The 14,327-nt window shown below is 43.2% G+C and carries 14 protein-coding genes; 5 read left to right on the plus strand and 9 right to left on the minus strand.

From position 1 onward, the window contains the following. Positions 1-174 precede the first annotated feature (174 nt). Together ACP7AK_RS00090 and ACP7AK_RS00095 are read right to left on the minus strand one after the other, a co-directional pair. Positions 175-873, minus strand: a complete 699-nt coding sequence (locus tag ACP7AK_RS00090; RefSeq protein ID WP_425877923.1) for a pirin family protein — start codon at positions 871-873, stop codon at positions 175-177. Between the two features lie 180 nt (positions 874-1,053). Beyond that, entirely contained in the window at positions 1,054-2,277 is a 1,224-nt protein-coding gene (locus ACP7AK_RS00095) for a L,D-transpeptidase family protein (protein WP_425877925.1), read from the minus strand. A 205-nt stretch (positions 2,278-2,482) separates the two neighbouring features. On the opposite strand from ACP7AK_RS00095, the gene hemE reads away from it, so the two are divergent. From hemE to ACP7AK_RS00120, 5 genes are all read left to right on the plus strand, one after another. After that, positions 2,483-3,553 carry a uroporphyrinogen decarboxylase gene (hemE, locus tag ACP7AK_RS00100; protein ID WP_005246858.1) on the plus strand — a complete coding sequence of 357 codons (1,071 nt, stop codon included), beginning with the start codon at positions 2,483-2,485 and terminating at the stop codon, positions 3,551-3,553. 10 nt (positions 3,554-3,563) lie between these two features. Further along, positions 3,564-4,367 (plus strand): DUF817 family protein, encoded by an 804-nt coding sequence (locus tag ACP7AK_RS00105; protein ID WP_004646389.1) that lies wholly within the window; start codon positions 3,564-3,566, stop codon positions 4,365-4,367. Between the two features lie 143 nt (positions 4,368-4,510). Beyond that, positions 4,511-4,981, plus strand: coding sequence for a DUF3015 family protein (locus ACP7AK_RS00110; protein ID WP_004646390.1), 471 nt, complete (start codon positions 4,511-4,513; stop codon positions 4,979-4,981). Positions 4,982-5,058: 77 nt separating this feature from the next. Next, complete coding sequence (locus tag ACP7AK_RS00115) at positions 5,059-6,945, plus strand: DUF4105 domain-containing protein (RefSeq protein WP_425877928.1); 1,887 nt, start codon at positions 5,059-5,061, stop codon at positions 6,943-6,945. Positions 6,946-7,144: 199 nt separating this feature from the next. After that, on the plus strand, positions 7,145-8,542 hold the full coding sequence (locus ACP7AK_RS00120) for a diguanylate cyclase (RefSeq protein ID WP_253148672.1): 1,398 nt from the start codon (positions 7,145-7,147) through the stop codon (positions 8,540-8,542). Between the two features lie 11 nt (positions 8,543-8,553). Here the strand turns inward: ACP7AK_RS00120 and ACP7AK_RS00125 are convergent, their stop codons facing one another. The 7 genes from ACP7AK_RS00125 to ACP7AK_RS00155 all read right to left on the minus strand — a co-directional run bounded on the left by ACP7AK_RS00125 (position 8,554) and on the right by ACP7AK_RS00155 (position 13,978). Continuing rightward, positions 8,554-9,114 carry a DUF4385 domain-containing protein gene (locus ACP7AK_RS00125; RefSeq protein WP_425877930.1) on the minus strand — a complete coding sequence of 187 codons (561 nt, stop codon included), beginning with the start codon at positions 9,112-9,114 and terminating at the stop codon, positions 8,554-8,556. 115 nt (positions 9,115-9,229) lie between these two features. Then, the gene (locus ACP7AK_RS00130) at positions 9,230-9,664 is read right to left on the minus strand and encodes a hypothetical protein (RefSeq protein ID WP_004646396.1); all 435 of its coding nucleotides are present in this window, start codon (positions 9,662-9,664) and stop codon (positions 9,230-9,232) included. Positions 9,665-9,987: 323 nt separating this feature from the next. Beyond that, entirely contained in the window at positions 9,988-10,536 is a 549-nt protein-coding gene (gene folE, locus ACP7AK_RS00135; protein ID WP_004730181.1) for a GTP cyclohydrolase I FolE, read from the minus strand. Between the two features lie 93 nt (positions 10,537-10,629). Then, entirely contained in the window at positions 10,630-11,313 is a 684-nt protein-coding gene (locus tag ACP7AK_RS00140; RefSeq protein WP_005246851.1) for a Smr/MutS family protein, read from the minus strand. A gap of 197 nt (positions 11,314-11,510) precedes the next feature. Further along, a complete protein-coding gene (trpC, locus tag ACP7AK_RS00145; RefSeq protein WP_425877933.1) occupies positions 11,511-12,317 on the minus strand; it encodes an indole-3-glycerol phosphate synthase TrpC in 807 nt (268 codons plus the stop codon). A 20-nt stretch (positions 12,318-12,337) separates the two neighbouring features. Beyond that, positions 12,338-13,384, minus strand: a complete 1,047-nt coding sequence (gene trpD, locus ACP7AK_RS00150) for an anthranilate phosphoribosyltransferase (protein WP_180037816.1) — start codon at positions 13,382-13,384, stop codon at positions 12,338-12,340. A gap of 9 nt (positions 13,385-13,393) precedes the next feature. Further along, positions 13,394-13,978 (minus strand): anthranilate synthase component II, encoded by a 585-nt coding sequence (locus tag ACP7AK_RS00155; RefSeq protein WP_004646400.1) that lies wholly within the window; start codon positions 13,976-13,978, stop codon positions 13,394-13,396. Positions 13,979-14,327: the final 349 nt, after the last annotated feature.

Below are 14,327 nucleotides of genomic sequence, written 5' to 3' on the forward strand. Positions count from 1 at the left end.
GTAAAAATGTGATGAGAATTGGTTGGATTTGTATAGGTCGTAGGCATAATTTTATTGGTTAAGCAGCCTTATTATGATTTTGCGAACTATTATTTTTTATTCATGATTATACGTATAAAAAATGGCTATCAATCACTGGGATCAATAGCCATTAGAGCTGAGAGCTTTAAAAGCTTAGTTGGGTACTTCCGGCAAATCAAACCAGATCACTTGCGCATCTTCGCTTGCTTTAATTTCTGTATCATCTAGAAAAGCAATTGCGCCGCCAGCTTCAACTGTATGTTCAGCGATCTGGACAGTGCCAGAAACAACATGTACATAATTAATATGCTGGGTCGCTTTCACTTCCAGACTTTGGCCTTGCTGAATCACCGCAGTTTTGACTTCGGCATTCTGACGAATATGCATCGGTACATTGTCATTCGGACCACAAATCAAATGCCACTGGTTCGGTTGCTCATGCGGGTCAAGACGGATTTGCTGATAGTTCGGCTTGGCATTACGTTCATTTGGAATAATCCAGATTTGCAGTAAATGGACCTGTTCGTCGCCTTGGTTCATTTCACTGTGCCGCACACCTGTTCCTGCACTCATCAGTTGCCATTCACCCGCAGCGATTCCGCCATGATTGCCCATGCTGTCCTGATGGGTAATGGTTCCTTTCAGCACACAGGTCAGGATTTCCATATTGTCATGTGGATGCGTTCCAAAACCCTGATGTCCATCAATCAGGTCATCATTAATGACACGTAAAGCGCTGACACCCATATACTTTGGGTTATACCAGTTACCAAATGAGAAACTGTGTTTAGACTCCAGCCAGCCCATTTTTACATGACCACGATTTTCGCTAGGATGTAGAAAAGCATTCATGATTTTATCTCGACATTATTTTTAACTTGAGATCATCATACTGTCGTTTTATAACTGAAAAAATCTCAAATAGGCGACAGATCATTGCATTTTTGCAACGACAGAGCTGAAAGTAAACATAAGGAATAAAAAAGCCCGCTCAAAAGCAGGCTATTTTTATTCAAATCGGCAGACCGATCATCATTCTAAGAAACGAACCGTTACCCCAGATTTGACTTTACGGCCAAGATCATTGGCATCCCAGTTAGTCAAACGAATACAACCATGTGACGCTGTTTTCGAAATGGTAGACGGGTTTGGTGTTCCGTGAATACCAAATGATTTCTTGCTTAAACCAATCCAGATATTCCCGACAGGACCGTTAGGACCCGGTGGTAAAGATAGTGGTTTTAAGTTTTTACCTTGTACAAAGTTAGACGGTGAATAGCTGTACCAAGGGTTTGGTGCGACACCTGTTACTTTATAGGTTCCGGTTGGAGATGGTGTATCCGCACTACCAATGGTGGCAGGGAATGACGCGATCATTTGATTTTTACTGTTAAATAAGTACAGTTGTTTCGCGCCTTTATGTGCAACAATCAAGTGAATACCTTCAGGCAAGTCATTACGTACATTACTGACCAGTAATTTTTCACCAACTTTATTAAAGTTGGCATTTGGATTGAGTTTCTTTAAGAAATTCTCATCCATATGGAATTTTTCACTCAACATTTCACTGACACGTGTGTAGTACAAGCCTTTCATTTTCGCCTGTAACGCATAATCTGAAGGAATAGACTTGGCAAATGGGCCTGCCAGATCTTTTTCAGTAATGGTGTATTCAACAAAGGCTGGCTTAGAACCCTGACGTGCCACCAGTTTATCCCAGGTTTCCTGAGTCAAAACACCTGTCGGTTTAATGCCATTCATTTGCTGGAAAGATGCAATGGCTTTTAGTGTATTTTTACCGCTGGTTCCGTCAATCGCACCTGGTGATGCATGGGCATTATTCAGCATGACATGCGCACGTGCGTAAACTGGGAATTGACCTGCACCGATATTTTCATACCATTGGGCATTGTTTAAACCGTCTAAAGTCCAAGAAGCTTTGGTCACCGCAGAGTTAGTCGGTGCTTTGGTATTTGGTGCTGCGCCAACAGAGGCAGTCTGATCTTCGGTATCCTGTAGCTCATTCAGCGCTTCAGATGCCTGTTTTAAGTCTTGTTGTTCTTGGGCAGTAATTTGCGCTTCTGCAGGTGCTGCTTGGGCCGCTGAAGCTTCAGTTGCTAATGGATCAATCGGATCTTGCACTGCAACATTAGTCACCACTTGGGGTTTTAATGGTTGTTCAGCAGTAGACGCGGCAAAAACTTGACCTGCGAAAATGCAACCTAGACTCACAGCGAGCATTGTGCGAACGAACATGTAACTCAACCTTAAGAATTATTTCTTTAACTATGTGAAAAAACACTATAAGTATTACAGAAAAAATGTGGAGATGCAGTAGTTGTTTTGTGTAAATCACTAGGTTGCCGATCAATCCGATCGGTTTTTAAAGTTGCCAGAAGTTATTAAAACTGCGGCCTTTTTGCTATGATGTTGGCAATGTCAAAGAAAGATGGGAATGTGAATGACGACCTTAAAAAATGATCGTTTTCTGCGCGCATTGTTGCGTGAGCCTGTAGATGCTACGCCAGTATGGATGATGCGTCAGGCTGGCCGTTATTTGCCTGAGTACCGCGAAACGCGTACCAAGGCAGGAGATTTCCTTTCGCTTTGCAAGAATACTGAACTGGCCTGTGAAGTAACTTTGCAGCCTTTACGCCGTTATGATCTTGATGCCGCGATTTTATTCTCGGATATCTTGACGGTTCCGGATGCTTTGGGACTGGGGCTGTATTTTGAAGCCGGTGAAGGCCCGAAATTTCACAAGACCATCCGTACCGAACAGGATGTCGCCAATCTGCCTGCATTTAATGCCAAGTCGGATCTGGATTATGTGATGAATGCCGTTTCGACCATTCGTTCAGCCTTGGGCGGTCAGGTTCCTCTGATTGGTTTCTCGGGCAGTCCATGGACTCTGGCAACGTATATGGTCGAAGGCGGTTCAAGCAAGGATTTCCGTTTTACCAAACAGATGATGTATGCGCAGCCTGAAGTTTTGCATGCTTTACTGGATCGTCTGGCTGATGCAGTGACTGAATATTTGAATGCGCAGATCGATGCGGGTGCACAAGCGGTACAGATCTTTGATAGTTGGGGTGGGGCATTAGCACATCGTGAATATATCGAGTTCTCGCTGAACTATATGCAGAAGATTGTCGCTGGTTTGCAACGTGAGAAAGACGGCCGCAAGATTCCGGTAATTCTGTTTACCAAAGGTGGCGGTCAATGGTTGGAACCGATGATTACGACAGGCGCAGATGCATTTGGTCTGGACTGGACCACGCCATTGAATGTCGCTCGTCAAACGGTTGCTGGTCGTGCAGCACTTCAGGGTAACCTGGATCCTGCAACTTTATATGGTTCATCAGACACCATCATTAAAGCGACAAAAGCCATGCTGGATGATGCCTATGCCAATGGCGAGAAAACCGGTTATGTTGCCAATTTAGGTCATGGTATTACCCAGTGGGTTGATCCGGCGAATCCAAAAGCATTTATTGATACCGTACATGAGTATAGTGCCAAATATCTTTAGGATGTAAACCTTGATCGATCTATTCAAATCAGGGTTTGAATTTACTTATAAGGCAGCTTCGGCTGCCTTATTTGGGATTTTACTCCTGCTCGCTTTTGCACTGACTGCTTCTATGGGCAGCGATCTCTTCTTTGGTTTTTACCGGTATGACTATCTGCTTTTTTTTGCTTTGCTGATTCAGGTGATATTGCTCTATACCAAACTGGAATCCTGGGCTGAAGCCAAAGTGATTGCGTTATTTCATCTCATGGCCATGGTGATGGAAATCTTCCTGACCCATCCGGCAATTGCTTCCTGGCATTACCCTCAACCCGCAATATTTAAAATCCTGACCGTGCCTTTATTTGCCGGTTTTATGTATTCTGCGGTCGGCAGTTTTTTTGCGCGCTCTTTACGTCTATATCAGGTTTCATTTGAAAAATTGCCGCGTTTTAGCCATATGCTGACATTGGCTGTCTTGTCTTATATCAACTTTATGAGCAAGTTTTTTATTCCCGATTATCGGGTGATTTTATTTGTCTGGAGCGTGCTGATGTTCTGGAAAACCAGAATTCGCTTTCAGCTGAATCGGCATACTTTTCAGTTGCCGATGTTACCCGTACTGCTGATTCTGGCGTTTATTATCTGGATTGCCGAGAACATCAGTACCTTTTACCAGATCTGGCTCTATCCAAGCCAGATTGAGCAATGGCATATGGTGGGATGGGGCAAACTGGGCTCCTGGTATTTGTTGTTATTGCTGAGTCTGGTGTTAGTACTGAAAATCTTGGGACAGCGTAATTCACAAGGCGATTGGGCGCTCAAGGAACAGTAAAATCAATCAGGTTATGTTTATGTAAAGCATACATTTTTTCAATTGCGCCAAACTTGACTTGTCGCTACTCTGCTGAGTATGTAATTTAAATTACATTATTAGAGTAATAACAAAGATTGCATGAGAATAATTGGAGAATAACTATGTTGAAAAAAATTATGCTGGCGGCGGTATTGGCGACTGGTTCAAGCATGGCGATGGCTGACCGAGATGTCGGTTGTGGTATCGGAAGCCAGGTGTGGGCGGGTCAGTCTGGTATTATTCCTAAACTCTTTGCAGGTACGACCAACGTTCTGTTCACGAATCAGTGGCTCGGGATCACTTTTGGTACTTTAGGTTGTAGCCAGGGCGGTACCGTAACCGCTCAAGTGGTGACCTTTACCAATGAAAACGCTGAAACATTGGCGCGTGATATGGCAGTTGGAGAGGGTGAAAGCCTGAATGTTCTGGCTGAACTTTTGAATATTAAATCTGAAGATAAAGCTCGTTTCTTTAGCGTTTCCAAGCAGAATTTCTCTGAAATTTATTCCGAAGAAAACCAGAATACATTACAAGTTTTAAGCACCTTACAAACTGTGATGGCCAAAGATGAAGTATTGAAATCCTACATCTGATCCGCACCCTAAAAACCCTGCTGTTCTGGCAGGGTTTTCTTATGACTAAAAGAAATTGATGAGAATAAGTTAACTGAATGAAATATGCGTTCTTCATGTTGGGCCTGACATTCAGCCCTTTAAGTTTTTCTAGCGAAATTAATCCAGACATCCAGCATTATATCGCTCAGGCCGAAACTCAGCGTCTGGATCAGAGCACTACCTGGCAACGTCTCATGTATGCCAATCCCCAAGGTCATAGCGAGGTTAACTATTCGGGCTATTTCCTGGCAGAGCAGGGAAAAACTGATCTAAAAAAAGAAATGCAGCATAACATTCAGGCTTTATTCCTGAGCACAGAGCCGAATCAGTCCGTCCGCTGTAAGTTTCCTGCACGCAGCAGCTGGTTAATGCAGCAATTGAATATTTCCGAGCAACAATTGCCTGCGGTCAGTTGCCCGGATTTGGATAAATGGATTGGCGAGGTCAAGCCTTATCAGGCAACCCTGATCTATGCCACGGATTTTATGGGTAATCCCAGCTCGATGTTTGGTCATACCTTGTTGCGTCTGGACCCTAAAGACCAGCAACAACTCAATCTGATTTCTTATGCGGTCAACTATGCTGCGACGGTCGATGGCAATGACAACTGGTCCTTTGCCTGGAAAGGGCTGACTGGACAATATCCGGGTGAATATTCACTGATGCCGTATTACCGCAAGGTCAAAGAGTATGGTGACTTCGAAAGCCGGGACTTATGGGAATATGAATTAAACTTAAGCCCGCAAGAAACCAGATTTCTGGTACAGCATCTCTGGGAAATGCAAAATGTAAGTTTCCCTTATTATTTTATCAGTGATAATTGCGCTTATCGCTTACTGGGACTGTTTGATCTGGTACGTCCCGAGCTGAATCTACAAAAACAGTTTAATTCGACTGCGATTCCGATTGAAACACTGAAAGTCGTAGAACAACAGGGCTTGATCAAACAGAAAGTTTACCGTCCAGCGCTTGAAACTCAATTGCTGGCTCAGTCCAGACAGCATGGTAAAGCACTGGCAAAAACTGCACATCAGCTGGCTTATGCAGAAACAGGTGTAATGTCTTCCATTTTGCAAACTTATCCGGCAGAAGATCAGGCCAAAATTTTGGAAATGGCCTATGATCATTTATATCTGGACTTTCTTCGACAAAAAGTTGATGAATCTTTTGCTCAGCCACGTTTCCGCAAGTTATTAGGCTTAAGAAGTCAGCTGGATATCGAGAAACAGCGTAAAGCGCCTGAACGTCCAAAAATAGATCCGGTACAAAGCCATCATGCACGGAATATCAGTCTTCAGGCCGGACAGGTTCAGGGAGAATCCTTTGTCCAGCTTGGACATCGGCAGGCTTATCATGATCTCATCGACCCGCAAGGCGGTTTTCGAACCGGCACACAATTGCTGTTTCTAGATGGGGCTTTGCAATATCGTGACAGTGAGCTCAAGCTGGAACATCTGGATCTATTTACTGTCAATTCCTATAACCCGGTCAATCCGTTTAATACGCCGTTATCCTGGGGTTTTAATCTGGGCTGGCAACAGGAGGCACTGGATGCGCATGGCCAGTTTAGTGAAGATGAGCAGCATGGCGTCGCCAGCTTAAAAACTCAGGGCGGTTATAGCTGGGCAAATGCCAGCCGTGAACATCTATGTTATGCACAAATGCAAACTCAGCTACAGGCAGGCAAGGCACTTGATCAAGGCTGGCGCGTAGGTGCAGGCCCTACTGTGGGGTGCCAGAATATCTGGAGCGATCAGATCAACAGTCTGGTGCAGGTGGAACTGCCTTATTGGGAGGATTCGCATCGCTGGCAGCTGAAACTGAATACTGAACTCCAATATGCATTCAATCCACAACATGCACTTCGGCTGTCTTGGGAATATCAGCAACAGCAGTCCAAAGACTGGGATCAATGGAGTCTTGGTTTGATCCGGTATTTTTAAGATTGAGTTAAAACTGATCAGCACTATTCATAAAGTGCTGTGGTATCCATGAGGCTACTGTTCGGTTTTCCCTTGTATAAAAAGATTGGCTGGGTTTGGTACAAATAATCTGATCGATATTTTAGGAAAAATACCTGATATTTGTTATATTTGTCACATAATTTGAGTAAAAATAGCAAGGTTTTGGGGAACAGACAGTATGAATAATGAATGCATGGCAAGACTGGCCGAGCAATGGGAACAGATCTGTCAAAATTATTCATCTGATGACTTATTGCATGCCTTTCACTTTATTCAAGATCATTCCCTGATTCTGGTGGAAGAATTCTATAAAAACATGCTCATTGAAAAGGAATCTGCAGAATTCTTTTCTGATGACTTGATTCAACAGCGCTTGCGCGACACTTTAAATGCCTGGCTACTTGAAAGCTTTAGTGTGGGAATTAATAAACGCTATGCCGATGCCGTGCAGAAACAGGCGATGGTGGGGCATGTGCATGCGCGTGTCGGAATTCCATCCTGGCTGATCATGCGCGGTGTACGTGAAATTGAGCGTAAAATGTTTGAACTGCTGGATGAGAATCCTCACCACAGTATGTTGACTACCTGCAGTTATATTGTCCAGATCATGGGATTTGCCACAGAAGTCATGTGCCGATCTTATGAAGCTAAGACAGCCATGAATCAGGAAATTAAACACAGTTATCGTGTTTTTTCAGCGATGCAGGATGTGGCCGTACAAAAAGATAAACAGCGTAGCTCATTACTGGACTGGGAAAATGAACTCATGTTCAAAGTCTTTTCTGAGCATGAGAAATTGAATCATCCGATGTTGTCCAAGTCTGAGTTCGGTTTATGGTTTATCCATAAAGCCTCTTATGCTTTTACCGGTTCTGATCAGGTCGATTTAATCATTGAACGAATTTATCAAGTCGATGAACTTAATCAGGATATTATGGACTGTACGGACAAAAACAATATGCTGGGACTGATCCAGCAGATCCGTGACTTGAACCGCGAAATTCAGTTGTTGGTAGATCAGTTATTTCAGGTGGCCGAATATATTGAATCCGGTAATGATTCATTGACCCAGTTATTGAATCGTCGTTATTTGAATACGATTATTTCACGTGAAATCACTTTTTCCCGTAAGAATCATACGCCTTTGTCTTTACTTGCCATTGATGCTGATTATTTCAAAAGTATTAATGACAAATTCGGACATGCAGCAGGTGATCTGGCCTTGAAATTTCTGGCCGAAGCATTGCAAAAATACAGTCAGGGCAGTGATTATGCTTTCCGGGTCGGCGGTGAAGAGTTTTTGCTATTACTGGTGGATACTGATGAGAAACGTGCCCTGAATATTGCCGAAAGTATTCGTAAATATATTGAAAATGGCATGATTAATTCGGCACAAGGCCAGCAGTTTAAATTTACGGTCAGTATTGGTTGTGTGCTTTATGATGGACATCCGGATTATCAGCGCTTCCTGAATGCGGCAGATTCTGCCTTGTATATGGCGAAGAACAACGGGCGTAACAGAGTTTATATGGCTCATCAGTCCTTGAACCCTGTCGCACAGCCACTCTCAGTTTAAATGAAAGGTTTTTAGCCAGTTGCAGACTGCTGCTCTATAAATTCCTGAAATTTCTGTTTTTGCTGGAGATATTCGGGATGATTTTTAGCTTCCTCCCATTTCTGTTTAAAGATTTTGGCAGCAGCGGCTTTAACCGGATCTTCATGATTACGTGGCAGCTCGGAACGGCCATGCGCACCACTCAAGCCTTTTTTATCCCCCGGAACCGGGCCATCGTATTTTTTGCCACCTTTATGATTGGCATAACGTCGGGCACGGGTGAAACCCATCTGTAAAAACTTGCGTGCCATGTCCGCACCGATAAAATCTTCTTGTTTTAAATAGTCCAAAAAAAGCTGATAGATTTTCTCACTGCTAGCTTGTGCTTTTTCTTCATCTGCAAAGCGCCAGTGTGGCAGGATTTCTGATTTATAAGGCTCAACCAATAATACACCTTGTTCACCACGGCCAATCCGGTAGAGCTCCGGTCGTTTGCGGAAATTAACCTTTGCAAAGTCCAGAGAATAATCAAAACTATTCGAAACTACACGTGACGGACGTTTTGGTGGAGCTATTTTGGCAGATGGCTTCATATTCGGCCTTTTCTGAAATTTAAAATTATTCGATATTTCAGCTAATACAAATTATAAAAACGAAAGGACAAGATACAGAAAAGCCCCTGTCTTCTAGAGCTAGGGGCTTTTCATTTTACTTCGATTTTTTCGAACTGGTCTTCGAGGTTTTAGCCTTGGTTGACTTGCTCTTAGAGGAGCTGCTCGACTGCTTTTTAGCAGGTGCCGATTTTTTTGAAGAAGACTTTTTCACTTTAGTGTCGTCTTTACTCTTGTTGCTGCTTTTTGCTTTAGCCGGTTTTTTCGCGGAAGAAGTCTTTTGGTCTTTCGCTTTATCACTGGCTTTTGAGCTCGAATTTTTCTTTGCCTTCACTTTTTCATCTTTGCTGGCATTGTCTTTTTTAGAAGATGCCGCTTTAGATTTACTGCTCGCCGCTTTTTTGGTAACTTTGCGATCACTGTCTTTATCACTGCTTTTATTCGACTTTTTCAGTTTCTCATCTTGAGTCTTTTTAGCAGTTTTTGCTGATTTTTTGCTGTCTTTCGCCTGGTTATTTTTGCTATTCGCCATGGTTACTTTCCTTATCATTAAAAATCAATCAGAAAGATATAAAGCGCTTTGCTGTATATCAACTTCAAATTACTTTAATGGGAGAGCGGCAGGATTAAAACTTTATCGTGTATCCAAGTGTATGCTTGTTGCAAACACAAGCAAGAATTGTTTGAGTTCTAGACTGAAACATAGCAAGTTTTGGGACAGGTCTTTAAACCCTGTTACCAGGTGTTATTTATAGCAAGTGAGCTTTTGAATTAAGTATTGATATCCTCTTCCTTCAAAAGCAAAAAACCCCGAATGATCGAGGCTTTGAGTAACTTATTTTTAAGCTTTAATAATTAATAGCTTTCTGGAACCGCACTTAAAAATTCACGACGTGTTTCTTTGTCGGTTTTAAAATCACCAATAAATGATACCGTACGTGTGGTTGATTCCTGCTTGCCTACACCGCGCATCATCATGCACATGTGCGCAGAATCAATCATTACTGCAACACCGCGTGCTTTGGTGACTTCAGCCACTGCTTCTGCAATTTGCTGAGTCAGATTTTCCTGAATCTGCAAACGGCGTGCAAACATTTCAGTAATACGGGCAAATTTAGACAGGCCTAAAACATGACCTTCTGGCAAATAGGCGATATGTACGCGGCCATAAAATGGCAATAAGTGATGCTCACATAGCGAATAAAATTCGATGTTTTTGACCAGTACCATTTCACGGTTATCGGAAGGGAAGACCGCCTTGTTGGTCACTTCTTCAAGTGTCTGGCTATAACCCGAGGTTAAATATGAAAATGCTTTCGCAGCGCGCACAGGCGTATCTTTGAGACCAGGGCGATTTAGATCTTCGCCAACGGCAGTAAGAATGTTTGCGTAGGATTGCTGCATAGTCATATGACGTATTCACTTAAACTGAGAATGAACAAGGACGGCATTGTAGCAGAAAACTTTTACAATGCCTTGTTTTGAGGCTAAAACCGTTTACTGTTTGAACTTTGGATTCTTTTCTGCACGTTTGAGCAGAACCAATACCGCACCGGTACCGCCTTGCTTTTCAGGTGCACTGACAAATGCCAAAACATCGCGATGCTGGCGCAGCCAGCCGTTGACATAGGTTTTTAAAATCGCTTCCGGGCCTTTGCCATGTACGATTTTAATCACGTTCTGGTTTTCATCTTTGGCGATCTGGATAATCTGCAGCACGGCTTGACGCGCTTCTTCCACGGTACAGCCATGCAGATCCACAGCTTCAAACCAGCGCAAGTTACCGGCTTTCAAGTCTTCAAACACTTTATGCTGCAAGGTGGCGATGCGATAGCTCAAGTTGGCCTGACTGCCGACAGGATTGAGCATGGCCTGAGTATCTGATAAAGCCATTGCCTCTGTTTCCAGCGGGCCAGTAGCCGCTGCACGCTTTGCCAAGATTTGTGCATCCGGCTTTTTCTTGCGTGGTTTGTCCAGTTGAACCGTATTTCCCGATTCAATTTTTTGTACGCCCTGCATTTGCTTGCGGAATAATTCCAGTTCTTCTAACGCTTCTTGCTCGACAGTCTTTTCAACAGGTGCAGCAACGACCGCAGGCGTTTGCGGTTGTGTAATTTGCTTCTTAAAAGATTTCAGCAGATTGTACTGATCTTTAGATAATGAAGAATCGTGTTTACTCATAATGTAAAAACAAGGGAGATGCGGAATTTACAAGAATTATAGTCTGAAAATAGACAAAGGAGAACTGAATTGCGTTCATGACATTGCTGAGGATTTTAAATACGCTCGAGAATCTATGATCTACTTTTCAATATTGAAAATAAAAAAGCCCAATCCTGAGATTGGGCTTTTTTAATGCTTAGGTGAGCATTTACATTTTAAACCGCTTCAGGCTCACCAAACAGATCGCGGAAAGCATGATCCGGACGTGGTTGTTTCATGAAGCTTTCGCCGACCAGAAAGGCGTGAATATCATTTTTCTGCATCATCGCAATATCCGCAGGTGTGGCAATACCACTTTCAGTCACCAGCAGGCGTGAAGGGTCCAGTAATTTTTTCAAACGTAATGATGTGTTTAAATCCACATCAAAGGTTTTTAAATTACGGTTATTTACACCGAGCAGACAACGATCAGAAAGTTTTAAAGCACGGGATAGTTCTTCTTCATCGTGAACTTCAACCAGTACATCCAGATGATGTTCAAATGCAGTTTTAGACATTTCTTCTAACTGCTGATCAGACAGGCAAGCCACAATTAGCAAGATACAGTCTGCATGCAGAGCACGTGCTTCGATAACTCCATAAGGATCGATCAGAAAGTCTTTGCGCAGTGCAGGCAGGTCGCAATGTGAACGGGCAATCTGAATGTTGTCATCGTGACCCTGGAAAAAGTCTACATCGGTCAGCACCGATAAACAGGCTGCACCTGCCTCCTGATACTGTGCTGCAATTTCCGCAGGGTTAAAGTTCTCGCGAATAATGCCCTTAGATGGCGAAGCTTTCTTAATTTCAGCAATGACGCCCGGACGTTTCGAGAGTAAAGACTGGGCAAAACCACGCACAGGTGATGCACCTTGTGCCAGTTCTTCCAGATCTTTATAACTTTTCTGCTTTAAACGTAGGGCAAATTCTTCTTTTTTGCGGTCAACAATTTTACCTAAAATTGTGTTTGCGATATCCACCATGATCAAAATCCCTGACCGAATTAAGCTTCGTAATGTTTAATGGTTTTGGTAAATTCAGACAGCACACTCATTTTTTCAAGTGCCTGACCGCCGTAGATAATGTCATGTGCCAGTGCAACACCTTGCTTATAGCTGCTGGTTAAACCGGAGACATAAATACCTGCGCCGGCATTCAGCGCGATCATGTTCGCTGCTTTATCACCGATGTCTGATTTCTTCTTGCCCAGCGCATCTTTGATCAAAGCCAGACTTTGCGCAGAGTCTTCCACAATCAGTCCGGTCAGGGTTTGCGACTCAATATCGACCGATTCAGGAATAATGTCCCATTCCGTGACTTCGCCATTTTTCAGTTCAGCGACATGAGTTGAAGAGGCTATACTGATTTCATCCAGACCATCACGTGAATGCACTACCATCACATGTTCAGCACCGAGCTGTTTCATGACTTCGGCAATAGGACGACAGAGTTCATTAGAGAATACGCCAATGACTAAACGATTTACTCCAGCCGGATTCGTAAGCGGACCAAGTAAATTGAAAATGCTGCGAATCCCTAGTTCTTTACGTGGACCGATTGCATATTTCATGGCTTGATGATGATTCGGTGCAAACAGGAAACCGACACCAACGTCACGGATACAGCGTTCAGTCTGCTGCATATTCAGGTCCAGATTAATCCCGGCCTGTTCCAACAAATCTGACGAACCTGATTTGGTCGAAACGCCGCGGTTACCATGTTTGGCTATAGTTGCACCGGCTGCTGCGATCACGAATGCAGAGGCAGTAGAAACGTTAAACAGGTTTTGACCGTCACCGCCTGTGCCGACGATATCGACCAGATAAGGAATGTCACTGACATCAATTTTAGTGGCAAGTTCACGCATGACACGTGCAGCTGCGGTAATCTCATCAATGCTTTCGCCTTTAAGACGTAAGCCCATCAGCAGGGCACCAATCTGGGCATCGGTCGCTTCGCCTGACATGATGGCACGCATCACGTCTTGCATTTGATCCTGAGTCAGGTGAATGTTTTTAGTAATATTGCTTAAAGCTTGTTGAATATTCATAAGGTGTTCTTAGGCATAAATTTCGAGAAAGTTTTTAAAGATTTGATGACCATGCTGGCTCAGAATCGATTCGGGATGGAACTGCACGCCTTCGACCGGCAATGTCTTATGTTTCACACCCATAATTTCTTCCATAGAGCCGTCAGCTTCATTGGTCCAGCAGGTCACTTCCAGACATTCGGGCAAGGTGGCTTGATCAATCACCAGTGAATGATAGCGCGTTGCAGGAAATGGAGAAGGGAGATTGCTGAAAATCCCGGTATCACTGTGGTACATATCAGACAGACGGCCATGCATGACACGTTTGGCACGCACGATATCACCGCCAAATGCCTGCCCAATACTTTGATGACCAAGACAAACGCCCAGTAAAGGAATTTTGCCAGCAAAATGCTGAATGGCAGGAATAGAAATTCCTGCCTCACTTGGCGAGCACGGGCCGGGGCCAATCACTAAATACTTAGGTTGCCATCGCTCTATATCTTCCAATGTCACGGCATCATTACGGACTACTTTTACTTCTTGATTCAGTTCGCCAAAATATTGGACGATGTTATAAGTAAAGGAGTCATAGTTGTCGATCATTAAAAGCATGAGCTTAACCTATTGAAATTAATGCACTTAACTGTGCTAATGTTGTCCAGATCGTACTTTATTTATACGTGTTGCAAGCACTTGCCTGACACAACTAAATCATTGATTTCATTGTGTGAAAATAAAGCACGCTTCATCATAGCAAAAAATAGCCCCATTCGGCGCAACAATTTCGATCAATTTATTGGCTTTAAAAACCTATAGAAAATTAAATAAAATTTTAATCATGATTTAAAGTAATAGGCTTACTCAGAGAAAGTTTTAAACGAATATTTTTTAGAGTAAAACTTAAAAATGAAAAAATGAGATCAAAGAGAGGTAAAATGCTTGATGAAAAAAACATCACTTG

Source organism: Acinetobacter sp. TWP2-2-3 (genome assembly GCF_049896445.1).
In the GTDB taxonomy this organism is placed as follows: domain Bacteria; phylum Pseudomonadota; class Gammaproteobacteria; order Pseudomonadales; family Moraxellaceae; genus Acinetobacter.

What these genes read in the sequence shown, in the direction of transcription:
- ACP7AK_RS00090 (WP_425877923.1), bottom strand. Translation starts at nt 873, where the DNA reads ATGAATGCTTTTCTACATCCTAGCGAAAATCGTGGTCATGTAAAAATG.
- ACP7AK_RS00095 (WP_425877925.1), bottom strand. Translation starts at nt 2,277, where the DNA reads ATGTTCGTTCGCACAATGCTCGCTGTGAGTCTAGGTTGCATTTTCGCA.
- hemE (WP_005246858.1), top strand. Translation starts at nt 2,483, where the DNA reads ATGACGACCTTAAAAAATGATCGTTTTCTGCGCGCATTGTTGCGTGAG.
- ACP7AK_RS00110 (WP_004646390.1), top strand. Translation starts at nt 4,511, where the DNA reads ATGTTGAAAAAAATTATGCTGGCGGCGGTATTGGCGACTGGTTCAAGC.
- ACP7AK_RS00115 (WP_425877928.1), top strand. Translation starts at nt 5,059, where the DNA reads ATGAAATATGCGTTCTTCATGTTGGGCCTGACATTCAGCCCTTTAAGT.
- ACP7AK_RS00120 (WP_253148672.1), top strand. Translation starts at nt 7,145, where the DNA reads ATGAATAATGAATGCATGGCAAGACTGGCCGAGCAATGGGAACAGATC.
- ACP7AK_RS00125 (WP_425877930.1), bottom strand. Translation starts at nt 9,114, where the DNA reads ATGAAGCCATCTGCCAAAATAGCTCCACCAAAACGTCCGTCACGTGTA.
- ACP7AK_RS00130 (WP_004646396.1), bottom strand. Translation starts at nt 9,664, where the DNA reads ATGGCGAATAGCAAAAATAACCAGGCGAAAGACAGCAAAAAATCAGCA.
- folE (WP_004730181.1), bottom strand. Translation starts at nt 10,536, where the DNA reads ATGCAGCAATCCTACGCAAACATTCTTACTGCCGTTGGCGAAGATCTA.
- ACP7AK_RS00140 (WP_005246851.1), bottom strand. Translation starts at nt 11,313, where the DNA reads ATGAGTAAACACGATTCTTCATTATCTAAAGATCAGTACAATCTGCTG.
- trpC (WP_425877933.1), bottom strand. Translation starts at nt 12,317, where the DNA reads ATGGTGGATATCGCAAACACAATTTTAGGTAAAATTGTTGACCGCAAA.
- trpD (WP_180037816.1), bottom strand. Translation starts at nt 13,384, where the DNA reads ATGAATATTCAACAAGCTTTAAGCAATATTACTAAAAACATTCACCTG.
- ACP7AK_RS00155 (WP_004646400.1), bottom strand. Translation starts at nt 13,978, where the DNA reads ATGCTTTTAATGATCGACAACTATGACTCCTTTACTTATAACATCGTC.